Genomic DNA, 23927 nt, shown 5'->3' on the forward strand with positions numbered 1-23927 from the left:
ATCAGAATGCCAGTAGGGTGAACACAAGGCCGAGAATTGCCGGCCCGCCCTGCACAAGCAGGATGCGCGGCTTGACCGACCATGCGCCATATATAGCGGCAACGATCACGCACACAAGGAAGAACAGCTTCAGCTGGACGGCAAATTCCGGCGGCGACGCGATCAGCGACCAGACAAGGCCAGCGGCGAGAAAGCCGTTATAGAGCCCCTGATTGGCCGCGAGAACCTTGGTCGCCTGCGCCTGTTCAGCCGTCATCCGGAAGACTTTTCGGCCCTGCGGTCCCGTCCAGAGAAACATTTCAAGCACGAGAAAACCGATATGCAGGAGAGCCGTCAGGGCGATCAGGATGTTTGCAACCATGGCCATTCGATTTTCCCCGCAGTGGTACTGCCTCGACCTTATGTCTTCCGCCGGAAGATGAAAATCCCGCTGATGACGACCAGCGCTCCGGCCAGCCCATACCAGGTCATTGCATATTGCAGATGGCTGTTGGGCAGGTCGAACTGGGTGACGCCGCCGATCGGCATGCCGCCTTCATGCGGCGTCGCGTCTGCATCGACGAAGAACGGCACGACCTTGGCGGGGTCAAGCCCGACGCTCGACGCCATGACATCGAGATCCTTCCAGTAAAAAATGTTCTTGGCGATATCATTGTCCGGCACGGCCCAGGACGGTTTTTCCCACAGCTTGGCGCGGGACAGGCCGGTGACGGTCTGCTCGCCGGTCAGCTGGCCCTGCTTGCGCATCTCCGGCTCCTTGGCCTCGAAGGTGACGAAGCCGCGATTGACGAGGACGATCTGACTGTTGGCCAGCTGCAGCGGCGTATAGACATAATAGCCGGTGCGGCCGCCGTAGGTGGCGAAGAAGTGCCGTTCCTTGTCGTTGAGATAGCTTCCGGTAATGCGCACGGTGCGATAATCGACATCCTCGCCGGCCTTGGCCAAAGCCTCGATTTCCGCCAGATCGACGGGCGGAGCTGCGCGGCGCTCGGCAATCGACGCCAGCAGCCCCTCTTTCCAGGCAAGCCGCTCCATCTGCCATGTGCCGAGCGCCAGGAGGATGGCCAGCGCCACCAGAACCAGCACGATGCCGGCGACGCGACCGATCAGCCCGCCGCTTTTCTTGCCCGACACGGTATCAGCCACGATCGATTTCGCCCTGGTGTGCATTGTTGCGGAATTGCAGCGTGATCAGCACGCCCTTGAGCATGCGCATGAGAACCAGGCTGAAGACGATGGCGAGCGGTATCCACAACAGGAAATGCACCCAGAGCGGCGGATTGATATTGACCTCCATCCACAGCGCTGCCCCGACGACGATGAAGCCGACGATCAGGATGACGAAGACGACCGGACCATCGCCGGCATCGGCAAATGAGTAATCCAGGCCGCAACTCGCACAGGCAGGCTTCATCGTCAGGAAGCCGTCAAACAGCTTGCCCTCACCACATCGCGGGCAAAGCCCCCTGATCCCGGCCCTGACCGGCTCGACCGGCGGGAAATGTGCACTGTCTTGGTTCATTCGGATCTTCCAAACTGTTCGCCACGGCATGGCGCGGGATATTCAACCGACTACGTAACGCCCGCTCTGCTCGTCGTCCAATGGCAAAGCCTGCGACAAAGACGCCTTTTGAAGGGGGAATGACGGCCTCCTCAAGAAGCAGCGCGATCCGCTACGATCGTCATCTTCAACCCCAGCGTATTGACGATCTTGTGAAGCGTTTCAAACCGGGCCTTGGATCCGCCCCGAAGAGATTTGTAGAGACTTTCGCGCCCCAGCCCCGAAGCCTTGGCAATCTCTGCCATTCCCCGCGCTTTGGCGACATCTCCAAGTGCCGCGATGAAGACATCAGGATTTTCATCCTCCATGGCAGCGGTCAAATATTCTGCGACAAGCTCGTCGTCGTCCAGAAATTCGGATGCGTCGAATCTTGCGATGGTTGTCATGATTGATCCTTCCGAAGATGTTTCGCCATCTTCAAGGCCGCCGCGATATCCCGCTTCTGATCGGATTTGTCGCCACCGATCAACAGCAGATAGACGACATCGCCGGTCCGACGCCGATCGGTGCGCAGTCCCCAAGATTACCGAACTCGGCGGAGCGGACCCGTGCAAGAATTCTAGCCTTCGCCCTCTGGTCCCGCAGTGAAAGCAGCCAATCCCTGAAAACATCGGTTGTTTCAAATACGAGCATGACCATTTGTATCCGAATAGATACATCTCGTCAATCTCAGCATGAGGGCTGAAACAGAAACGGCCGCATCGCTGCGGCCGTTCGGAAGTCTTGCGTTCAGTCGATCACATATGAGCGATCGGGGCACCCCAGCCGCCCCAGACGTAGATCGAGAAGAACAGGAACAGCCAGACCACGTCGACGAAGTGCCAGTACCAGGCGGCGGCTTCGAAGCCGAAATGCTGCTTCGGAGTAAAGTCGCCCTTCAGCGCGCGGATCAGGCAGATGCCCAGGAAGATCGTGCCGACCAGAACGTGGAAGCCGTGGAAACCGGTCGCCATGAAGAAGGTCGCGCCGTAGATCGAATCCTTGAAGGCGAACGGTGCGTGAGCATATTCGTAGGCCTGAACGCCCGAGAACAGGATGCCGAGCAGAACCGTCAGCGTCAGGCCGTTGATCAGACCCTTGCGGTCGCCGTGCAGCAGCGCATGGTGCGCCCAGGTGACCGTCGTGCCGGAGAGCAAAAGGATGACGGTGTTGTAGAGCGGCAGGTGCCAGGGATCGAGAACTTCGATGCCCTTCGGCGGCCATACACCGCCGGTAAAGACCGAGCGCGTTGCCTGGATTGCCTCGCCCGGGAACAGGCTGGCATCGAAATAGGCCCAGAACCAGGCAACGAAGAACATCACTTCCGAAGCGATGAACATGATCATGCCGTAACGCAGGTGCAGCGACACGACGCGGGTATGGTGGCCCTCGTGCGCTTCCTTGATCGTATCAGCCCACCAGCCGTACATCGTGTAGAGCACGACGGCGAGACCGATGAAGAAGAACCACGGATGCGCCCAGTTCAGGCCGAACAGGTGCAGCGTGCCGCCCGACAGGTATCGCATGTAGCCGACGCCGCCGAAGGCCATGACGAAGGCGCCGATCGAGGCGATCAGCGGCCAAGGGCTTGGATCGATGATGTGGTAGTCGTGGTTTTTCTGGTGCGCATCGGCCATGTGGACTATCCCCGAAAAGTCTTTCTCATGTCGTCATTTCCGGCATAGCCGAAAACTGTGATCTGTCAAAGTTTGTTGTCAGTTTCGCCCGGCTTTACCGTCAGCGCCGCAACCGGCTTCGACGGCTCGCGGGCGTAGAACGTGTACGACAGGGTCAGCGTGTTGATCCCCTTGGTCTCAACCGCCTTGACGATTTCCGGATCGACGAAGAATACCACGGGCATCTTCATGTCTTCACCCGGCTGCAGCGTCGTCTCGGTAAAGCAGAAGCACTCCACCTTGTTGAAATAGGCCCCGGCCGCCATCGGCGTGACGTTGAAGACCGCCTGACCGGTCGTCGCCTTCTTCGCCATGTTGGTTGCTTCGAACTCGATCTGCACGGTTTCGCCGATCTTCAGTTCGATCTCGCGCTGCACCGGCTTGAACACCCACGGCAGGTCGGAGGCGATATTGGCATCGAACGTCACCTTGATCTTCTTGTCGAGAATGACGTCGGAGGCCTGCTCGACGCGCTTGGTCGTGCCGTTATAGCCGGTCACCCGGCAGAACATGTCGTAGAGCGGCACGGCTGCATAGGCCATGCCGGTCATGCCGACGACGAAGGCGAGACAGGAGGCGACGATGACGCCGTTTGCCCGCTCCTTCTTCTGCTCTGGCGTTTTGATCGGGGCCATGGTCGTTTCCCTACTGAACCATGCCGTTGCTGAACTTGATCAGCGTCACGACATAGAAAATGGCAACGAGGCCGAAGAGCACGATACCGAGTGCGATATTGCGGCCGCGGCGCGATTTCTTCTGGGCGTCCGTGAGTGTCACGAGTTCCATCAGGCAACCTTTCCGGCGGTAAGCCACAGCGTGGCAATCAGATGATCGGCCATCAGCGCGGAGAAGATCGCGAAGAGATAGACGATCGAAAATGCAAACAGCTTCTTGGCAGGCACCATCTTTTCGTCGCCCTCCGGCATGCGGTGCACGCCGATCGAGTACCAGATGAACCCGAGACCGAGGGCTGCGGCGAAAGCGCCGTAACCAATGCTCGAAAAGCCGAGTATGGTCGGCACGACGCCGATGATTGCGGTCAGGACGGCGTAGATGACGATCTGCGTCTTGGTGGTCGCCTCGCCAGAAACATTCGGCAGCATCGGCACGCCGACGGCGCCGTAATCGCGCATCTTGAACAGAGCCAGCGCCCAGAAATGGGCCGGCGTCCAGAGAAACGTGATGAGGAAGAGCACGATGCTCTCGATGGCGATGCCATTGGTAACGCAGGCCCAGCCGATCATTGGCGGGAAGGCACCGGCAGCGCCGCCGATGACGATGTTCTGCGGCGTCGAGCGCTTCAGCCACATCGTGTAGATCACCACGTAGAAGAAGATCGTAAACGCAAGCAGACCGGCCGACAGCCAATTGACGACGATGCCGAGAATGCAGACGGAAAACGCCGAGAGCGTCATGCCGAAGGACAGCGCCTCATTCGCGGTGATCTTACCAGCCGGAATAGGCCGCTTTGCCGTGCGGGTCATGATCGCGTCGATATCAGCGTCGTACCACATGTTGAGGGCACCGGAAGCTCCAGCACCCACGGCGATACAGAGGATGGCAATGAAACCGATGAAAGGATTGATGTGGCCCGGAGCCATGACCATGCCGGCCAGCCCCGTAAACACCACCAGCGACATGACGCGCGGCTTCAGCAGCTCGAAGTAATCGCGCGCAGAGGCTTCGGAGAGACGAACGCCGCCTTCCGTGCCGATCGCCTCGTGATTGTCGATAACCTGCATGTCGTCCAGTCCTTGGAATCGTCCGGCGCGTCCATGGCGCCGTGTTGCCGGGCATTCCCGGCGTTGCGAGAAGCCGCCGTTTCCGGCGGCTTCGGATCACATGCGGCGCTTACTTGATGCGCGGCAGCTGTTCCCACTGGTGGAACGGCGGCGGCGATGTCAGCTGCCATTCGAGCGTGTTTGCACCCTCGCCCCATGGGTTGTCGCCGGCAACGCGCTTCTTGGAGAAGGCTTCGAAGACGCCGAACAGGAAGATCAGCACGGCGAAGGCCGAGATGTACGAACCGTAGGACGACACGGCGTTCCAGCCGGCATAGGCATCCGGATAGTCGATGTAACGGCGCGGCATGCCGGCAAGGCCGAGGAAATGCTGCGGGAAGAACACCAGGTTCACGCCGACGAACATCACCCAGAAGTGCAGCTTGCCGATGAACTCCGAATACATGTAGCCGGTCATCTTCGGGAACCAGTAGTACCAGCCGGCGAAGATCGCGAACACGGCGCCGAGCGACAGAACGTAGTGGAAGTGGGCAACCACGTAATAGGTGTCGTGCAGCGAACGGTCGAGGCCGGCATTGGCGAGCTGAACGCCGGTGACGCCGCCGACGGTGAACAGGAAGATGAAGCCGATCGCCCAGACCATCGGCGTGGTGAAGCGGATCGAACCGCCCCACATCGTCGCAATCCAGGAGAAGATCTTCACGCCGGTCGGCACCGCGATGACCATCGTCGCGAAGACGAAATAGCGCTGCGTGTCGAGCGACATGCCGACGGTGTACATGTGGTGCGCCCAGACGATGAAGCCGACGGCGCCGATGGCGACCATGGCATAGGCCATGCCGAGGTAACCGAAGATCGGCTTCCTCGAGAAGGTCGAGACGATGTGGCTGACAATGCCGAAGCCGGGCAGGATCAGGATGTACACTTCCGGGTGACCGAAGAACCAGAACAGGTGCTGGAACAGGATCGGGTCGCCGCCGCCTTCAGGCGCGAAGAACGACGTGCCGAAGTTGCGGTCGGTGAGCAGCATGGTGATGCCGCCTGCCAGAACCGGCAGCGAGAGAAGCAGAAGGAAAGCGGTGATCAGCACCGACCAGGCAAACAGCGGCATCTTGTGCAGCGTCATGCCGGGAGCGCGCATGTTGAGGATCGTGGTGATGAAGTTAATCGCACCAAGGATCGACGAGGCACCGGCAATGTGCAGGCCAAGAATCACGAGGTCCATGGAAGGCCCTGGCGTTCCCGCCGTCGATAAAGGCGGATAGACCGTCCAGCCCCCTCCCGAGCCATAACCGCCGGCCGGGCCTTCGACGAACATCGACAGAAGCACGAGCAGGAAGGCCGGGATGATCAGCCAGAAGGAAATGTTGTTCATGCGCGGGAACGCCATGTCCGGCGCGCCGATCATGATCGGAACCATCCAGTTGGCAAAGCCGCCGATCAGCGCCGGCATGACCATGAAGAAGATCATGATCAGCGCATGCGCTGTGGTGAAGACGTTGAACATCTGCTTGCCGCCGTCGATGGCAGCATCGCCCTCGAAGCCGTAGACCATGGAAGCCAGACCGTGGAAGATCTGGATACCCGGCTCCTGCAGCTCGGCGCGCATGAAGACCGACAGCGTGCCGCCGATGATGCCCGCGAAAATCGCGAAGATCAGGTACAGCGTGCCGATGTCCTTGTGGTTGGTCGAGAGGAACCAGCGCTGAAAGAAGGTCAGCGGCTTGTGGGCGTGGTCATCATGCGCATGGTCATGCGCGTGATCATGACGGTGATCGTGGGTAGTGGTAGTTCCGGCCATCGGCCTGTCCCCCTTCGAAATACTTTTCGGGCGAATTACTGTGCGGCGTTTTCAGCGACGTCTACGGTCTTGGCCGCGCCGTCGATGGAAGCCATGAGTGCCTTGTTCGCCTCACCAACATTGGTGGCGGCGGCAGCGAGCCAAGTGTTGTACTTGTCTTCGCTGACCACACGGATGGCGATCGGCATATAGGCATGGTCCTTGCCGCAGAGCTCGGAACACTGGCCGTAGTAGAGACCTTCGCGCTCAGCCTTGAACCAGGTTTCGTTGAGACGGCCAGGAACGGCGTCGATCTTCACGCCGAAGGCCGGCATGGCGAAGGCGTGGATGACGTCGGCTGCAGTCACCAGAACGCGGACGGTCTTGCCGACGGGAACGACGACTTCGTTATCGACGGCAAGAAGACGCGGATATTCGTGCTTGTCTTCCTTGCCGAGCGTCGCGCGGTCTTCTTCCTTCATCATCAGGCTATCGAAGGAGAGCGGGGTTTCGCCGACCTCGTATTCGTAGGACCAGTACCACTGGTTGCCTGTCGCCTTCAGCGTGATGTCCGGATTTTCCGGCGGCGTCAGCTGCGCGGTCAGAAGCTGGAAGGACGGGATCGCCAGGAACAGGAGAACGACGACCGGGCCAAGCGTCCAGACGATTTCGATTGCCGTGTTATGGCTGGTCTTGGACGGAACCGGATTCTTGCTTTCGCGAAACCGGAACACGATCCAGATCAGCAGCGCCAGGACGAAAAGCGTGATCGGAATGATGAACCAGAGCGTGTAATGCTCGAACCATGTAATTTCTTCCATGATTCCGGTTGCTGCGGTCTGAAAGTTGGTCTGCCATGCGACCGGCTTGTCAGCCAAAGCATTCGAAGCAAAGAGCAGACAGGCAATCGATGCCAAAACTGCAAAAGCCTTGTTTTTCACTATAGTGTCTCCCTGGGCGCTTGATCAGGATCAAACCGTAACGCAGAATCCTTAGCCATACTGAAGCGCTTCAAACCACAGTTTGATGAACGCCGCAACATCTGTCCATTCAAGCCCATGCGGCATTTTGCGCAAACGACGCTTTTCACACAAACTGTTAAGGCCCTGCGGGCCTTACGAATACCGCCAGCGCGAGAAGTGGCGCTGTTGGGCTTGAGCATTTACGCCAGTCGCCCCGTCCCTATACCATATATAAGGAGCGACAGGCACTCTCACGGCAGCGTCTTACAGCCTGTATCGGAGCCGACTTGCCGTTTTAGGCCTGTTCAGGAGCCCCATTTCCGCCACACCGGGCTGGAATGTACCGCGCAGGGCTTTTCATTTGCGGCTACGCCCTTCAAGAATAGCCAGACTGATTCTTAAGTTTGAGGTTTACATGGGCCTGTCCCTCCTTTCCCGGCTGCCGATCGCGGCGTTCGGACTTGCTGCCACACTCTTTTCCTACACGGCAGCAGCCCAACAGCCCGGAGCACAACAGCCAGGTACACCCGGCACCGTGAAATCCAACCACGGCGCGTGGTCGATCGTCTGCGACCAGCCGGCGGGGGCAACCGCAGAGCAGTGCGCGCTGATGCAGAACGTCATTGCCGAGGACCGGCCCGAAGTCGGCCTCTCGGTCGTCGTCCTGAAGACGGCGGACCGCAAGGCGAAGATTCTTCGCGTTTTGGCCCCGCTCGGCGTGCTTCTGCCGAACGGCCTTGGCCTCAATGTCGATGGCAAGGATATCGGCCGCGCCTATTTCGTCCGCTGCTTCTCCGACGGCTGCTATGCCGAAGTGGTTCTGGAAGACGAACTGTTGAAAACCTTCCGGTCCGGCGCACAGGCGACCTTCATCGTCTTCCAGTCCCCCGAAGAAGGCATCGGCATCCCCGTCGATCTGAAGGGTTTTGGCGAAGGCTACGACGCGCTGCCGTAAGGCATTCAGGCAAATCCGAGGAATACGGCCAGCAGGCGGTTGACCGAAACCATCGTCTCCGCGTTGAGCTTGCCGAACGGCGCGCCGACTTTGTCCCTGCGCATCGTCATCACCTTGTCGACCATAATCTGCGACGGCTTGCGCAAACCGTTTTCGTCGTCGGGCTCGACGGAAAGGCGCAGAAGCGGCGTATCCTGCAGTGTTCCCGAAATAAGCAATACGGTCACTGTCGGCGCTTGGTCGAAGAGATCGGATTGAATGATCAGCGCGGGACGCGGTTTGCCGAAATCCCCTGGCAAAGCGATGGTCACAAGATCGCCCCGCTTCATTCATCGATCTCGCTCAGATCGGCAAAAGCGGCATCCATAAATCCCGCAAGGTCATCATCTGCGGCCTCGGCCTGGGCAATGATCATGGATTGGCGCCGGCACTCGGCTGCAAAACCCGCCTTTCGGGAATCCGGCACCCAAATCTGCAGCGGCCGAAGACCGGCCGCCCGCATGGCGTCCCTTCTCTGCTGAACACGCTCGCTCAAAGCCTTTGCCATCTGCGTCAGCTCCTATTCGTTACATGTAACATAATCTCCCGAACCGGCCTGTCAATAATAACGGCTGACCCCGCACTCAAAACTTGCGGCCATGGTGACGCGTCTCTACATGGGAACAATCATACACGTTGCGGAGCTTCGCCCATGAACACCGATCTGATCAAACTGTTCGACAGCGACGAGGCTGCCATTCGCGAGGTATTGGCGCAGACATTGGCGGGCGCCGATGATGGGGAACTGTTCATCGAGCATAGCCAGTCGGAATCGCTGTCCTTCGACAATGGCCGTCTGAAGGGCGGCAGCTTCAACACCGACCAGGGGTTTGGTCTGCGCGCAGTCGCCGGCGAAGCGGTCGGCTATGCGCATGCGGGCGATCTGTCGCTTTCGGCGCTCAAGCGTGCGGCAGATGCGGTCGGCGCCGTCACGCGCGGTTATTCCGGCACGTACGCCGCAGCCCCCCAGCGCACCAACAAGAAACTCTATGGCGACGAGAATCCGATCGGCGAACCGAGCTTCGAGGCCAAGGTTTCGCTGTTGCAGGAGATCGACGCCTATCTGCGCGCCAAGGATCCGAAGGTCCGGCAGGTCACCGCCTCGATCGCCGCCAGCTGGCAGGTGGTCGATATCCTGCGCGCCGACGGCGAGCGCATGCACGATATCCGCCCGATGACGCGTCTCAACATCTCCGTCGTGGTTGGCGAAGGCGACCGGCAGGAAGCCGGCTCCTACGGCGTCGGCGGCCGTCGCGGCTTTGGCGATTTTGTCGCTGTCGACAACTGGCAGCGCGGCGCCGACGAAGCCCTGCGCCAGGCCTTGGTCAATCTTGAAGCCATCGATGCGCCGGCCGGCACCATGGATGTGGTGCTGTCCTCCGGCTGGCCGGGTGTCATGCTGCATGAGGCGGTCGGGCACGGGCTGGAAGGCGATTTCAATCGCAAGAAGACCTCGGCCTTCGCCGGGCTGCTCGGTCAACAGGTCGCGGCCAAGGGCGTGACCGTCGTCGATGACGGCACGATCGAGAGCCGCCGGGGCTCGCTGACCATCGATGACGAGGGAACGCCTTCCGCCTATAACGTGCTGATCGACGACGGCAAGCTGGTGGGCTACATGCAGGACCGCCAGAACGCCCGGCTGATGGGCATGAAGGCGACCGGCAACGGACGGCGCGAATCCTACGCGCATGTGCCGATGCCGCGCATGACCAACACCTATATGCTCGGCGGCGACAAGAGCCCGGAAGAGATCATCGCTTCGGTCAAGAAGGGCATCTATGCCGTCTCGTTCGGCGGCGGCCAGGTGGATATCACCTCCGGCAAGTTCGTCTTCGGCTGCACCGAAGCCTACCTGATCGACAATGGCAAGATCGGCGCGCCGGTCAAGGGCGCCATGCTGATCGGCAACGGGCCGGATGCGATGCAGCGGATCACCATGATCGGCAACGACATGAAGCTCGATACCGGCATGGGCAATTGCGGCAAAGGCGGCCAGTGGGTGCCGGTCGGCGTCGGCCAGCCGCATCTGCGCATGAACGACACAACCGTTGGCGGCACGCAGGCCTGATTGGTTTTTTGGCGAAACCCGGCGGCGATGAGCGCCGGGCGCCGACCTTCAGATTACCCTCCCCTCAGCCGCGCGCCGGCAAAAGCATGCAGTCGTAGGAGTGCCGCTTCAACCAGTCGCAGGCAGCATCGGCCTCGTCGCGGCTATCGAACCCGACGAACCGGGCGCGGTAGATGGTGCTGGCGCCGTTACCGACAGCCTCCGTATAGGGCGAGGCTGATTTAAGCGTCTTTCCCGCAACCGACCTTGCCTGCGCCAGCAGCGCACGCGCTGCCTCTTGCGTCGGTGCGGCCGAAATCTGGATTTGCCAGGTGCCTGCAGGCAAGACGTCTGCGGTATTCTCAAGCTCGTCGATGACCGCTGGACGCTCGGCCGGGATTGTCGCGTGCGACGCGGCGATCAGCGCCGCAACGGCATCGCCGCCCTGGCGCGTGGGCGCGGTAAAGGGCAATGGGACATCGGATGCGCCAAGCGCTGCCACCTCCACGGTGCCACGGGTCTTGGCCGCAGCCACCAGCGCGCGATTGCCCGTGTTCGAAGCCTTGCGTAGATGGCGGTCCAGAAGGGTTGCCATCCTGTTGTCTCGGCTTTTGGCGGTACGGCCGCCGAGCACCACGCCGACCACGCGCCGGTTGCCGTGGCGCACGGCGCTGACCAGGTTGAAGCCCGAGGCATTGGTATAGCCGGTCTTGATTCCGTCCATGCCGTCATAGCGATACATCAGGTTGTTGTGGCCACGCACCTTGCGGCCACGGAAGACGAAGCTCTGTGTGGCAAACAGCTTGTACTCCTTGGGAAAGTCGCGCATTAGCGCGATCGCCAGTGTCGACATGTCGCGTGCCGTCGTCACCTGGGCGCCGGCCGGCAGGCCCGAAGCGTTGATGAAGACGGTCCGGCTCATGCCCAGCTGGCGCGCCTTCCGCGTCATCGCCTTGGCGAAATTGGCTTCCGTGCCCCCGAGCTTCTCCGCCATGGCGGCCGCCGCGTCGTTGCCGGAGCGGACGATCATGCCGAGCACCGCCTCGCGAACGGTCAGCGACGTGCCGGCCTTGAGCCCCAGCCGCATCGGCGGCTTGGCCGCCGCCGTCTTCGACACCTTGATCGGGGTATCCCATCTGATCTTTCCACTGCGCAGGGCCTCGAAGGTGAGGTAGAGCGACATCATCTTGGTCAGCGAGGCCGGATGGTTGAGCGTGTCGGGATTTTCCGCAGACAGCACTTTGCCGGTGCGGGCGTCGATGATGATCGCGGCGCTGCCCGCCCACGCCATGGCCGGTCCGAATGCAAACGCCAGGATCGCCAAAAGCAGGCATCGGAAAGTCGTCATGTCGGCCCCCATTTCGAAGGCACCCGCACCCGGGCGCGCACTTGTATCGTTTTGCGACAGAGCCGTGGCTTTGCTGCAACTTTGCGGCGGATTGCGGTTTTACGCGACGACTTTTACCGCAGTGGTAAACGAAGATTTAACGTTGAGCCCGTTCGGCAGGCCTTGAGCGATCAGGAACTGCCGGACAGGACCTTTTCTCCCGCGACCGCGCCATTTTGCGATTTTCATCGGTCGCGGAACCAAACTCACTTGTCCGCGTTAACCGGGCACGCCGCATAACCGTCTGAAATTGCGGCCTGTTCAATGCAAGTGGAGATACATCATGGGACGCGGAATTTTGCTCTGGCTGCTGGGGATTCCGATCCCTATTATCATTCTTCTCGCTCTGTTCTTCCGATAGGTGGCGCGATGACAATCCCGGTTTCAACGGTACCAGCCGGCACCACCATCGAATCATCGGATTCCGCCGTGAGCTGGGGTGCAATTATCGCAGGCGCCGTGGGTGCGGCTGCGATCACGATCGTTCTGACGCTACTCGGCTCCGGCATCGGCCTCAGCATGGTCTCACCCTTCTCATCGCAAGGCGCGTCCTTGACGACCTTTGCCATAACCACGGCGATCTGGCTGATCATCGTGCAATGGGCGTCTGCCGGTTTCGGTGGCTATATCGCCGGCCGTCTGCGGACGAAATGGACGGGTGTCAACCGCGATGAAGTGTTCTTTCGCGACACTGCGCACGGCGTCCTTGCCTGGGCCTTGGCGACATTGATCGTCGCCGGTGCGCTGGGTTCAGCCATCTCCGCGACAGTCGGTGCCGGCGTGCAGGCAACTGCAACCGTGACCGCCGGTGCTACGGCCGCAGGTGCTGCGGCAGCTTCGTCGGATGCGGGCAGCAATGCGACGTCCTACTTTGTCGACAGCCTGTTGCGACCGGTCACCCCGGCCACTGCACCTGCCGGTACCGCTGCCGACGACACGGCAGGCCAGATCTCGCGCATCCTTTTCACCAGCGCCGCAAACGGTGAAATGTCGGCTGGTGACCGGACCTATCTCGATCAGCTTGTCGCAGCCAAGACCGGTCTTCCGGAAGCGGAAGCCAAAGCCCGTGTCGATGGCGTCTTGAAAAACATCGATGATGCCAAGGCGGCGGCGACCGAAGCTGCGGAGACGGCACGCAAGGCCAGCGCGTCCATCGCCCTGTTCGGCGCCCTCTCCCTGCTGATCGGCGGTTTTGTTGCCGCTGTTGGCGCAGCCCTTGGTGGTCGCCAGCGTGATGAAGTTGATGGCGTCCTGGCTCGTTAACAGCACGCAGTTCCAACAATAATGGAAGGCGGATCGTTAAAGCGGTCCGCCTTCTTCCTTTTCCAACGGCCCGCCACTCTGCCATTCAGCCGGTGTTAACGCCGCCGCCGCTAAGGTTCCTTCTCGACATTTACGCCGGGGAACACTCTTGAAAACCATGCTGCGACAGGCTGCCAAACGTTCGGCCATTACCGGCGGCCTGACGATCGCCGGGCTGTTGCATTCCCTTGGATTGATGCGGCAGGCGCGCGGGCGCGGCGCGATCTTCACGCTCCATCACGTCCGACCGAAACAAGCCCGTGCCTTTGATCCCAATGCCCATCTGGAGATCACGCCGGAATTTCTGGATATGACCATCGCGGTGTTGAAACGCGACGGATACCGGTTCATCGCCCTGGATGCCTTGCCGGACCATCTCGCTTCCGGCGACCGCCGGCCGGTTGCGATTTTCACGCTGGATGACGGCTATCGCAACAATCTCGACCATGCCGCCCCGATTTTCTCCAAGCACGGTGTGCCCTTTACCGTGTTTGTCGCCGGCGGCTTTATCGATCGCACCCATACGCTCTGGTGGGAAACACTCGCCGATCTGCTGGAGGGGCAATCGCAGCTGAGTTTCGACTTCGGCGCAGGCAAAGAAACTGTCGCGCTCGGCAGCCTGCATGAGAAACAGGCAGCCTTCGACAGGTTCGCCGCCTTCGTTCATTCGATCGACGAAGCCACCGCGATCGCCCGCTTGAACCAGACGGCCCAGACACTCGGAATCGATGCCATCAAAATAACCGCCACCTTGACGCTGGACGAGGCCGGCCTCAAGGCGCTGATCGAAAATCCGCTTGCCAGCCTTGGCGCGCATACGATCAGCCATCGTTCGGTGACGCGCCTGAGCGACGAAACGGCGCGCGCGGAAATGGATCTTTCGGCCCGGAGGGTGGAACAGATCACCGGATACCGGCCAAAATCGCTTGCCTATCCCTATGGCTTTGCCAGCGCGGTCTCGGCCCGCGACCACCGGCTGGCCGCCAACCTTGGCTTCACCACCGCCCTGACGACGCAACCGGGAACGCTGTCCGATACAGTCAACACCGCGGCCCTGCCGCGCATCTCGCTCAACGGCCATTTTCAGAAGGCGGGCTATGTCAGCGCACTGGCATCGGGCATCGCCTTCAAGCTGATGGGAATGCGCTAAGGGGGCGCTGCGGTCAGGGATACATCCGCACCTTGTTCCAATCGCCTTCCGCTCCGTCGCGGCGGAATTCGATCCGGTCGTGCAGACGGAAAGCCCCGTCCTTCCAGAACTCGATCGAGGTCGGCTTGATGCGGAAACCCGACCAGTGGGCGGGACGCGGAATCTCGCCGATGGCATATTTCAGCGTGTATTCGGCAACGGCTTTCTCCAGCGCAAACCGGCTTTCGAGCGGCCGCGACTGTTTTGACGCCCAGGCACCGATGCGGCTGCCGCGCGCCCGCGTCTTGTAATATTCGTCGGCCTCTTCATTGCTGACGATCTCCACCGGCCCGCGCACGCGCACCTGCCGGCGCAGCGTTTTCCAGTGGAAACACATGGCTGCCTTCATGCTGCCGAGAATTTCCTGTCCCTTCTGGCTTTCGAAATTGGTGTAGAAGACGAAACCACGCTGGTCGAAGTCCTTCAAGAGCACCATGCGTACATCCGGCAGGCCATCAGCGTCCACGGTCGCGAGCGCCAAGGCATTGGGATCGTTGATTTCTGCGGCCTGCGCTTCCTTCAGCCACGTGCCAAAAAGAGAAAAAGGCTCATTCTCTTGCGTGAAGTCACCAGTTGTTAACCCAGTCTCACTCATATTGCCATCCAATGCCGTAACGTGTGGCGGGGACGCGGTCCCGCCCGCCGAACAATAAATGTCAGAGCTTGCACGTTGCGTCTTAGGACCTTGAAGCCGCTCTTTCCAGTCTGACAGGTATGCCATTGCAAGACATAGCAAAGTGGATAGAGGACACAAAGGTTTTATCCCGATTGAGCGGGATTGCCGCAGTGTGCCTGGCCACGACAACCCTTTCGGGATGCCTCGGCGGTCTTGATTTTTCCGGAACTCCCGATGTCGACAGAACCGTCGCGACCAATTCCGTGCCCTCCGTCCGCAACGGCGAAGACAATTCCGACGCGCTCACCGTCAGGAACGCCGTGTCATCCGCCGATGTGACGAGGATTGCCGGAAACCCCATTCCATGGGCGAATTCGAGCTCCGGCAGCGCGGGGGTGATCAGCAGCATTTCCGAGGAGCAGGTCAACGGCACCACCTGCCGCCGGTTCACCACCACCCGCCATTCCTATCAGGGCATCGCCAAATTCGACGGCAATACCTGCCTGCTCGGCAACGGCGAATGGTATCTGACCAGTTTTGGCCCGCGCAGCTGACGGCGGGGTGGGTGCCCTTCGCTACCGTGCATTAACCACGCTGCAACAAAGACGCGGCCCGGGGCCATTTACACAACCGGCGCAGGCCCGCAGCTAACCGGAATTTAAGCAGCAGCTTCTCATCATCACCGGCAAAGGGACAAGACCGTCAGAACGCGGCTTTCCGATTGTTTCAACAGGCTGAAAGAACCGCTGGACGCGGCATCGGCTTTCAAGGGCGGTGAGATAGATGCGTGATCCCTATTCAGTGCTCGGCGTCAGACGCAATGCCGGTCCGGACGAGATCAAGGCCGCCTGGCGGTCCGTGGCAAAAGCCGTGCATCCCGACCAGAACCAGGACGATCCGCTGGCCACCCAGCGTTTTGCCGAGGCCGGCCGCGCCTACGAGGTGCTGAAGGATCCGAAGCTGCGCAACCGCTACGACTATGCCCGCCGCGAGGCCGAACTGCGCCGCATGGAAGAGATGAAGCGCAAGGCGCGCGGCACGGATGAAGAAACCATCGATCCGGAAACCGCCGAAGACATGATCTCGCGCATTTTCGGTGCAGACGACCGGGCAAAGGCACAGAACGCCCGCCCGCAAGAGAAGAAACCGGCAGCGGCGGCACCGCAGGCGGAAGCGAAGCCGGAACCCAGGCCCGAACCAAGACCCGAGCCAAGACCCGAGCCAAGGGCAGAGGCGGCGGCCGAGCCCGAAGCCAGCACGGAAGCGAAGTCCGAGCCGGCCGACAAGATGCCCATCTTCGGCGGCTTTCCGCGCGCCGCAGCCCCAGCCGCAGAACTGGTCTCGGCCATCGTCCGGCGGATCCGCGGCGCTGCCGGCAAACCAGCGGCTGACAAGGTGCCGGACATCTTCTGCGACGTCACGGTCTCGATCGAGGATATTTTCCGCCGCGAAAAGGCAACGGCAACGCTGCCCGACGGACAGACACTCAAGGTCGCCCTGCCCGCCGGCACCACCGACGGCAGCATCGTGCGCCTCAAGGAGATGGGGTACCGGTTGAACGGCATGCAACGCGGCGATGTCGTCGTTGCGGTGCGCGTCCTCCAGGACGGCCGCTTCCGCACCGATGGGACAGACCTGCGCACCACCCTGCCCGTCAATATCCAGGACGCGATCCTTGGATGCGACATGACAGTGGAGACCCTGACCGGCCCGGTCAGCGTGACCATTCCGGCCTGGTCCGGTTCCGACCATGTGATCCGGCTTGCGGGCCACGGCCTGCCGGCAGCAGACGGCAAACGCGGCGACCTTCTGGTGGAACTGCGGCTGATGCTGTGGGAAAAGCCGGATGAAAAGGTTACCGACCTGATGCGCAGCCTGCGCAACGGCTTGTTCCTGTAAGGGTTTTGCGGCAAACTGCGTGGACGGCTGCGGACGCATTGACCGCTGACCCAATATTACGGGGACTAACAGTTCCTGATCTCCCCCGCGCTTGAACCACCGGGACGGCTATGTCATAGCCAATGCTCGAAAAATTCAGAGCCGACGCGACCGCAATGGGCGCGAAGGTTCCGGCAGGTTCAACATATGCGAATTCCAGTCGGCCAATGCCTGACTGATGAAAGCATAGGCTTTATTGGGGGCATAACATCATGTCGCAAACATCCGGTCTGATGACAGGCAAACGCGGCCTCATCATGGGGGTCGCAAACAACCGGTCGATCGCATGGGGCATTGCCAAGGCAATTCACGCGCAGGGCGGCGAACTGGCATTCACCTATCAGGGCGACGCCCTGAAGAAGCGGGTCGAACCGCTGGCCGAGGAACTGGGTGCCATCATGGCCGGCCATTGCGACGTCAGCGATGAATCCACCATCGACGCGGTGTTCGAACACCTGGAGAAAACCTGGGGCAAGATCGACTTCCTCGTGCACGCCATCGGCTTTTCCGACAAGGACGAACTGACCGGCCGCTACGTCGATACCTCGGCGGCAAACTTCGCCCTGACGATGAACATCTCGGTCTATTCCTTCACCGCCGTCGCTCGGCGGGCTGAAAAACTGATGACCGATGGCGGCTCGATGCTGACCATGACCTATTACGGCGCCGAGAAGGTGATGCCGAACTACAACGTCATGGGCGTCGCAAAGGCTGCACTCGAAGCCAGCGTCAAGTATCTGGCCGTCGATCTCGGCCCGAAGAACATCCGCGTCAACGCGATCTCGGCCGGCCCGATCAAAACGCTGGCAGCCTCCGGCATCGGCGACTTCCGCTATATCCTCAAGTGGAACGAGTACAACGCGCCGCTGCGCCGCACCGTCACCATCGAGGAAGTCGGCGATGTCGGCCTCTACATGCTGTCGGATCTGTCGCGCTCGGTCACCGGTGAAATCCATCATGCCGACAGCGGCTACCATGTCGTCGGCATGAAGGCCGTCGACGCGCCGGATATCGCCGTCGTCAAGGACTGATCCGCCTGCAAAAAACTCCGGGGCTCTCTAACAGACGGGTGCCCCGGCTCCTCGCGTCGGGCTTTTCAGCCCCCTGCCCCGGAGTGTCTCCGTGACCATCTACATGATCCGCCACGGCCAGACCGACTGGAATGCGCAAATCCGCATGCAGGGTCAGAAGGATATTCCGCTCAACGATACCGGCCGGCGGCAAGCCAGCGGCAACGGCCGCGCGCTTCTGGCTGTTCTCGGCGATGAGGCGGAAAAATTCGATTTCGTCGCAAGTCCCCTTCACCGCACCCGCGAGACGATGGAACTCATGCGCGAGGCGATGGGGCTTGCCCGCGCCGGCTACCGGATGGACGACCGGCTGAAGGAAGTTTCTTTCGGCGATTGGGAAGGCTACACGATGGCCGAACTCGAGCGGGAAATGCCCGAGCGGGTGGCGGAACGCGAACTGTCGAAATGGGATTTCATCCCGCCGGGTCCGGATGCCGAAAGCTACGAGATCCTCTCCTGGCGCGTCGGCGCATGGCTGTCCAGCGTTTCGGCGCCAACCGTCTGCGTCAGCCATGGCGGCGTCATCCGCACGCTGTTCAAGCTCTGCGGCGCCATGGACGCGGAAGAGGCAGCCCTTGGGGCTATTCCTCAGGACAGGATTTTGAAGATCGACAATGGAACGATCGGCTGGCTCTAAGCTTCGCCTTCGCCCAAGAAGGGAAGCGGCCGACTTTCAGATCAGCCCCACCGCCCAAAAGACCCGACACTTGGCCAGTGCCGCGCATGCGGTTTCATTGCACGACTTCCAGATCATTGATGACGCGCTTGCCATCCACTTCAGTATAGAAGACCAGGACCTTGACCCCGGCCTTCAGGCCGTCGAAGTTGAATTCCTCGGGCGCCTGATAATTCTTGCCGTCGTCCAGCGACAGGCTCAATTTGTCGGTATCGACGCCGGTGATCACGGCTTCGACATCGGCACTTTCGGCAAACGCGGCGAGCGGCGAAAAGAAACCGGCCGCGGCCATCAATGCAGCAACGATGAAACGCATCTGTCGTGCCCTCTTCAGTAATTCATTCAATTTTGTTGTGCTCACTGTTTGACCTCCGATTGTGGCAAAAATCGCCCGTTGCCGTGTCATTTAAAATTTTATCGAATTTCGGTCACGTATGGTTAACCAAATTCTCAGCGACGGTGCCCCTCGCGCTGAAGTGCGAATTTGATAGCAGGAACAGCGTCTAAAGCCAATCTTAAGACTCCCTCACTAGCGTGAGGCCTGGGAATATGAGGTGCATGGCAGTTGAGTAAAAGCGCTACAATCCGTCATCGCGTCTGGACGCTTGCCAGACTGGCGAAACCGTCTCTTATTCCCGCGTTCATCGCCGCCGCCGTCGTCTTTACCGGCGGCTATCTGTTCAAGGAACAGAACCGCCAAAACTTTCGAAACGAGTTGAAGAGCAACGTCCAAAACGAGCTCAATCTTGTCTCCATTCGTCTGCAGAGCGAGATCAACAACAACATCACGGCACTGCGCGGATTTGCCAACAACTTCTCCGTCGATCCGACGATAGCGCAATCGCAATTTGACCAGTTGGCCACCAAGCTGCTCATTCAGAATCCCCAGATGGTGCGCGTCAGCGCAGCGCCGGACGCCGTCATTCGCACGACCTTCCCGCTGAAGGGGAACGAGCGGATGATCGGTACCGACTTCAAGAAATTCCGCTCATCGAGGATCGCCATCGACCGTGCCGAATCGAAGGCCAAACCTATCCTGGCCGGCCCGGTCAGGCTGCCAAGCGGCCGGACCGGCTTCAACCTGTTTTCTCCTGTCTTCACCCGAAGTGACGACGGCCTGACCTTTTGGGGCTTCATGGAAGCCGTCGTCGATGAGCGCGACATTTATGCCAGTGCCGGCCTGCTCGGCGGAGACAAGCATAATGACGAAGCCGACGGCGGCCACCGGCACATCAATATCCAGCTGGCCATCCGCGACGTTTCGATCAAGACCAGCGTCCAGGATGCCTTTTACGGCGACACCGACCTTTTCGAGAAATCGCCCGTCATCCGCCGTTTGCAACTGCCCGGCGGAACCTGGGAACTGGCGGCGATCCCGGCAGACGGCTGGGCGCAGGAGCCCGCCAACAGCAGATGGCTCGAGATGGCGATCGTGGTCGCCGCAGCAGTCATCATCATTCCGATCTTCCTCACCGGCGGGTTCGTCAACGAACGTCAGCGCAATATCGCCAAGCTTCGCTCGCGTGAGCGGGAACTGCTGACCGTCTCGCACCGGCTGAACCTGGCGCTCGAATCCTCCAAGATCGGCATCTGGGAAATCGACCTCGACACGCAGGAACGCTCCTGGGATGAGCGCATGTACCATCTGCATGGTCTGCCACCGGGCGGCGGAGCGCCAAGCTACGCGGAATGGCGCAGCACCGTGCATCACGACGATATCGGCGCGGCATCGCTGACCCTGTTCAGGGCGCTGGACGAAGATCTGGAATACCGTTCGCAGTATCGCATCGTCATGCAGGACGACAGCGTCCGCCACGTCCGCAATGCCGGATCCACCCATGTTGGCGCCGATGGCAAGGCCAAGATCACCGGCATCAGCTGGGATGTGACCGACGACGTGATGATGACGGAGCAATTGCGAACGGCCAAAGCCATTGCCGACCAGAAGAACGCCGAGCTGGAAGAGGCGTTGACCGGCCTGTCGGAACGGGAGCAGCAGCTGGAGGCCATGACCAGACGCCTCGATCTTGCGCTCGGTTCCTACCAGTGCGGCATGTGGGAAGCCGATCTCGTCACGGGCATCACCTATTGGGACGAGCGCATGCACCAGCTCTATGGGCTGACCTATAGCGACGGCGTCACAACGAACGAAACCTGGATCAACGCACTGCATACGGACGACCGCGAAGAGGCGCTTTCAAGCGTCAGCCGAACCATTTCGCAAAATGTTCCCCATGTTCAGGCCTTCCGGGTGGTCCTGCCGGACGGCACGATCCGGCATGTCCGCTCCGTCGGCAAAATCCACGAGACACCGGGCGGCGGCCGAAAACTGATCGGCATCGCCTTCGATATCAGCGAAGACGTGCTGTTGACGGATGAGCTGCGCAGCGCAAAGGCGATGGCGGAGGCCAAGAACGACGAACTGGCTGACGCCAAGGACCGCATCGAACACAACGCCTTGCACGATCCGCTGACAGGCCTTGGCAACCGGCGCATGCTCGACAAGGCGCTTGAAACGCTGTCGAACGAACGCCAGGACGGCCTGCAGAACATCGCCATCCTGCACATCGATCTCGACCGCTTCAAGCAGATCAACGACACGCTCGGCCATGCGGCCGGCGACGCGATGCTGGTGCACGCATCGAAAATCCTGCGCTCCAGCGCCCGGCCCGGCGATATGGTGGCGCGCATCGGCGGCGACGAGTTCGTCGTGCTGGTCGCCAATCCGCCGAGCAAGGCCTTCCTGTCCGGTCTTTCCGAACGCATCATCGTCCAAATGCGCCAGCCTGTCGATTACAACGGCTTTCCCTGCCGTTTCGGCGTCAGCATCGGCATCGCCTGTGCCGGCGACATGGCGATCGATGAGCGCCAGTTGCTGGTCAATGCCGATATCGCGCTCTACCGGGCCAAGGAAAGCGGCCGCAACCGCCACGAATTCTTCACCGACGCGCTGCAGGCCGAAATCATCACGACGAAGCGCATCGCCGACGAAATTCTCGAAGGCATCGAGAAGAACCAGTTCGTCGCCTGGTATCAACCGCAATTCGACGCGGGCACGCTGCGTTTGTCCGGCGTCGAGGCTTTGGTACGCTGGAATCATCCGCGCGAGGGCATTTTGACACCGGACAAGTTCCTGCACATCGCCGAGGAGCTGGATGTGGTGGCAACGATCGACCGCATCGTGCTCGACCGGTCATTGATGGATGCAATGCGCTGGGCTGCCATGGGTATCGACGTGCCGAAGATTTCCGTCAACGTTTCGGCCAAACGCCTGAGCGACGAGACGCTGCTCAACTCCCTGAAGGGCCTGTCGTTCAAGCCTGGCCAACTGTCGTTCGAACTGGTGGAATCGATCTTCCTCGACGAGAGCGACGATATCGTCACCGCCAATATCGACGGCATCAAGAAGCTCGGTATCGACATCGAGATCGACGATTTCGGCACCGGCCATACCTCGATCGTCAGCCTGTTGAAGATCAAGCCGAAACGGTTGAAGATCGACCGCCAGCTGGTCGCCCCCATCCTCAACTCCCGCAACGAACAGGCGCTGATCCGCTCGATCATCGAAATCGGCCGGTCGCTCGGCATCGAGACGGTGGCCGAAGGCGTGGAGACCATGGCGCATGCGGAAATGCTGGGCCTGCTCGGCTGCGACCTGTTGCAGGGCTATGCCTTTGCCAAGCCTTTGAGCTTCGACAAGTTCGTGGCTTTTGCCAGCAAGGAAGCCTTGCAGCTGGCGTCCTGATTGGCCTTTGCGGCGAGACAGACTGTTCACGCGGCAATCGTCATATTTCGCCAGAAAGGTTTTCCCTTTCCGGCGTTTTCCACTATGAGTCTGCGCCTACTGAATGGCGCAGCGGCTCGCCCGGATGCGCTTGGCCTCATATCCGGTTGCCTGATCCATGTCGCACAATACTTTCGGTCATCTTTTCCGCGTCACCACCTGGGGCGAAAGCCACGGGCCCGCGCTCGGCTGCGTCATAGACGGCTGCCCTCCCGGCATCCGTTTCACCCTGCCCGAACTGCAGGCCTGGCTCGACAAGCGCAAGCCCGGCCAGTCGCGTTTCGTCACCCAGCGCCGCGAGGACGATCTGGTCAAGATTCTCTCCGGCGTCATGCTGGATGCAGACGGCGAGACGATGATCACCACTGGCACGCCGGTCTCGATGATGATCGAGAACACCGACCAGCGCTCCAAGGACTATTCCGAGATTTCCAAGAGCTACCGGCCGGGCCATGCCGACTATACCTATGACGTCAAATACGGCATCCGCGACTATCGCGGCGGCGGCCGCTCGTCGGCGCGCGAGACCGCAGCCCGTGTTGCCGCCGGCGGCCTTGCCCGCAAGGTGGTTCCGGGACTTCTGGTGCGCGGCGCGCTGGTGCAGATCGGCAAGCACAGGATCAACCGCAACAACTGGGACTGGAACGAGGTCGGCAACAACCCGTTCTTTGCGCCGGACCCGGCCATCGTCCCCGTCTGGGAAGAATATCTCGACAGCATCCGCAAATCCGGCTCCTCGGTCGGCGCGGTCGTCGAAGTCATTGCCGAAGGTGTTCCGGCCGGGATCGGCGCGCCGATCTATGCCAAGCTTGACCAGGACATCGCCTCCAACCTGATGTCGATCAACGCCGTCAAGGGCGTCGAGATCGGCAACGGTTTTGGCGCCGCCGAAATCACCGGCGAGGAAAATGCCGACGAAATGCGGATGGGCAATGACGGCCAGCCGATCTTTCTGTCCAACCATGCCGGCGGTATTCTCGGCGGCATCTCGACCGGCCAGCCGGTGATCGCCCGCTTCGCCATCAAGCCGACCTCCTCGATCCTGACCGAGCGCCAGTCGATCGACAGTGACGGCAACAATGTCGATATCCGTACCAAGGGCCGCCATGACCCCTGCGTCGGCATCCGCGCCGTGCCGATCGGCGAGGCGATGCTTGCCTGCACCATTGCCGATCATTACCTGCGTGACCGTGGCCAGACCGGCCGGTTGAAGTAACATCCAAG

At 60.7% G+C, this 23927-nt stretch carries 25 protein-coding genes; 10 read left to right on the top strand and 15 right to left on the bottom strand.

All coding sequences use genetic code 11. The features are described 5' to 3' along the window. Position 1 precedes the first annotated feature (1 nt). From ACP7BS_RS05770 to coxB, 10 genes are all read right to left on the bottom strand, one after another. Positions 2-367, bottom strand: a complete 366-nt coding sequence (locus ACP7BS_RS05770; RefSeq protein ID WP_426236854.1) for a DUF1304 domain-containing protein — start codon at positions 365-367, stop codon at positions 2-4. 32 nt (positions 368-399) lie between these two features. Next, entirely contained in the window at positions 400-1170 is a 771-nt protein-coding gene (locus tag ACP7BS_RS05775; RefSeq protein WP_426236856.1) for an SURF1 family protein, read from the bottom strand. Continuing rightward, complete coding sequence (locus ACP7BS_RS05780; RefSeq protein WP_426236858.1) at positions 1139-1522, bottom strand: DUF983 domain-containing protein; 384 nt, start codon at positions 1520-1522, stop codon at positions 1139-1141. Before ACP7BS_RS05780 ends, ACP7BS_RS05775 begins: the two co-directional genes overlap by 32 nt. A gap of 131 nt (positions 1523-1653) precedes the next feature. Then, a complete protein-coding gene (locus ACP7BS_RS05785; RefSeq protein WP_426236860.1) occupies positions 1654-1947 on the bottom strand; it encodes an addiction module antidote protein in 294 nt (97 codons plus the stop codon). 351 nt (positions 1948-2298) lie between these two features. Then, a complete protein-coding gene (locus tag ACP7BS_RS05790) occupies positions 2299-3177 on the bottom strand; it encodes a cytochrome c oxidase subunit 3 (protein ID WP_426236862.1) in 879 nt (292 codons plus the stop codon). Positions 3178-3242: 65 nt separating this feature from the next. Then, positions 3243-3851 carry a cytochrome c oxidase assembly protein gene (locus tag ACP7BS_RS05795; protein WP_426228839.1) on the bottom strand — a complete coding sequence of 203 codons (609 nt, stop codon included), beginning with the start codon at positions 3849-3851 and terminating at the stop codon, positions 3243-3245. Positions 3852-3861: 10 nt separating this feature from the next. Continuing rightward, positions 3862-4002, bottom strand: a complete 141-nt coding sequence (locus tag ACP7BS_RS05800) for a hypothetical protein (protein ID WP_113243049.1) — start codon at positions 4000-4002, stop codon at positions 3862-3864. Further along, complete coding sequence (locus ACP7BS_RS05805; protein ID WP_426228840.1) at positions 4002-4958, bottom strand: heme o synthase; 957 nt, start codon at positions 4956-4958, stop codon at positions 4002-4004. The genes ACP7BS_RS05800 and ACP7BS_RS05805 overlap by 1 nt, the downstream gene beginning before the upstream one ends. 109 nt (positions 4959-5067) lie before the next feature. Then, a complete protein-coding gene (gene ctaD / locus ACP7BS_RS05810) occupies positions 5068-6759 on the bottom strand; it encodes a cytochrome c oxidase subunit I (RefSeq protein WP_426236864.1) in 1692 nt (563 codons plus the stop codon). A gap of 35 nt (positions 6760-6794) precedes the next feature. Continuing rightward, positions 6795-7679 (bottom strand): cytochrome c oxidase subunit II, encoded by an 885-nt coding sequence (gene coxB / locus ACP7BS_RS05815; protein WP_426228842.1) that lies wholly within the window; start codon positions 7677-7679, stop codon positions 6795-6797. A gap of 436 nt (positions 7680-8115) precedes the next feature. Here coxB and ACP7BS_RS05820 point away from each other — a divergent pair, with 436 nt between their 5' ends. Further along, complete coding sequence (locus ACP7BS_RS05820) at positions 8116-8655, top strand: invasion associated locus B family protein (protein ID WP_060636419.1); 540 nt, start codon at positions 8116-8118, stop codon at positions 8653-8655. A gap of 5 nt (positions 8656-8660) precedes the next feature. Here the strand turns inward: ACP7BS_RS05820 and ACP7BS_RS05825 are convergent, their stop codons facing one another. Then, entirely contained in the window at positions 8661-8984 is a 324-nt protein-coding gene (locus ACP7BS_RS05825; protein ID WP_426228843.1) for a type II toxin-antitoxin system PemK/MazF family toxin, read from the bottom strand. Then, positions 8981-9202 carry an antitoxin MazE family protein gene (locus tag ACP7BS_RS05830; RefSeq protein WP_426236866.1) on the bottom strand — a complete coding sequence of 74 codons (222 nt, stop codon included), beginning with the start codon at positions 9200-9202 and terminating at the stop codon, positions 8981-8983. The genes ACP7BS_RS05825 and ACP7BS_RS05830 overlap by 4 nt, the downstream gene beginning before the upstream one ends. 144 nt (positions 9203-9346) lie before the next feature. Here ACP7BS_RS05830 and tldD point away from each other — a divergent pair, with 144 nt between their 5' ends. After that, a complete protein-coding gene (gene tldD / locus ACP7BS_RS05835) occupies positions 9347-10762 on the top strand; it encodes a metalloprotease TldD (RefSeq protein WP_426236868.1) in 1416 nt (471 codons plus the stop codon). Positions 10763-10826: 64 nt separating this feature from the next. Here tldD and ACP7BS_RS05840 read toward each other — a convergent pair whose 3' ends face one another. Beyond that, the gene (locus tag ACP7BS_RS05840) at positions 10827-12089 is read right to left on the bottom strand and encodes a D-alanyl-D-alanine carboxypeptidase family protein (protein ID WP_426236870.1); all 1263 of its coding nucleotides are present in this window, start codon (positions 12087-12089) and stop codon (positions 10827-10829) included. Positions 12090-12497: 408 nt separating this feature from the next. On the opposite strand from ACP7BS_RS05840, the gene ACP7BS_RS05845 reads away from it, so the two are divergent. Both ACP7BS_RS05845 and ACP7BS_RS05850 read left to right on the top strand, forming a co-directional pair. After that, on the top strand, positions 12498-13391 hold the full coding sequence (locus tag ACP7BS_RS05845; protein ID WP_426236872.1) for a hypothetical protein: 894 nt from the start codon (positions 12498-12500) through the stop codon (positions 13389-13391). A gap of 157 nt (positions 13392-13548) precedes the next feature. Continuing rightward, complete coding sequence (locus ACP7BS_RS05850) at positions 13549-14580, top strand: polysaccharide deacetylase family protein (RefSeq protein ID WP_426237456.1); 1032 nt, start codon at positions 13549-13551, stop codon at positions 14578-14580. Positions 14581-14593: 13 nt separating this feature from the next. Here ACP7BS_RS05850 and pdxH read toward each other — a convergent pair whose 3' ends face one another. Continuing rightward, positions 14594-15214 (bottom strand): pyridoxamine 5'-phosphate oxidase, encoded by a 621-nt coding sequence (pdxH, locus tag ACP7BS_RS05855; RefSeq protein ID WP_426236874.1) that lies wholly within the window; start codon positions 15212-15214, stop codon positions 14594-14596. 125 nt (positions 15215-15339) lie between these two features. Between pdxH and ACP7BS_RS05860 the strand changes: the two genes are divergently transcribed. From ACP7BS_RS05860 to ACP7BS_RS05875, 4 genes are all read left to right on the top strand, one after another. After that, the gene (locus ACP7BS_RS05860; protein WP_426125070.1) at positions 15340-15789 is read left to right on the top strand and encodes an RT0821/Lpp0805 family surface protein; all 450 of its coding nucleotides are present in this window, start codon (positions 15340-15342) and stop codon (positions 15787-15789) included. 229 nt (positions 15790-16018) lie between these two features. Beyond that, positions 16019-17134, top strand: coding sequence for a DnaJ C-terminal domain-containing protein (locus ACP7BS_RS05865; protein ID WP_426236876.1), 1116 nt, complete (start codon positions 16019-16021; stop codon positions 17132-17134). Between the two features lie 251 nt (positions 17135-17385). After that, entirely contained in the window at positions 17386-18204 is an 819-nt protein-coding gene (fabI, locus tag ACP7BS_RS05870) for an enoyl-ACP reductase FabI (protein ID WP_426228850.1), read from the top strand. A gap of 91 nt (positions 18205-18295) precedes the next feature. Further along, positions 18296-18880 carry a histidine phosphatase family protein gene (locus tag ACP7BS_RS05875; RefSeq protein WP_426236878.1) on the top strand — a complete coding sequence of 195 codons (585 nt, stop codon included), beginning with the start codon at positions 18296-18298 and terminating at the stop codon, positions 18878-18880. 94 nt (positions 18881-18974) lie between these two features. Here ACP7BS_RS05875 and ACP7BS_RS05880 read toward each other — a convergent pair whose 3' ends face one another. Further along, positions 18975-19235: a DUF1344 domain-containing protein gene (locus tag ACP7BS_RS05880; protein WP_426228852.1), complete on the bottom strand. Its 261-nt coding sequence runs from the start codon at positions 19233-19235 to the stop codon at positions 18975-18977. A 249-nt stretch (positions 19236-19484) separates the two neighbouring features. On the opposite strand from ACP7BS_RS05880, the gene ACP7BS_RS05885 reads away from it, so the two are divergent. Beyond that, entirely contained in the window at positions 19485-22664 is a 3180-nt protein-coding gene (locus ACP7BS_RS05885; protein WP_426236880.1) for a bifunctional diguanylate cyclase/phosphodiesterase, read from the top strand. A gap of 157 nt (positions 22665-22821) precedes the next feature. Continuing rightward, positions 22822-23919: a chorismate synthase gene (gene aroC, locus ACP7BS_RS05890; protein WP_426236882.1), complete on the top strand. Its 1098-nt coding sequence runs from the start codon at positions 22822-22824 to the stop codon at positions 23917-23919. Positions 23920-23927 lie beyond the last annotated feature (8 nt).

Origin of the sequence: Pararhizobium sp. DWP1-1-3, assembly GCF_049896125.1 — a bacterium.
GTDB lineage: Bacteria > Pseudomonadota > Alphaproteobacteria > Rhizobiales > Rhizobiaceae > Pararhizobium.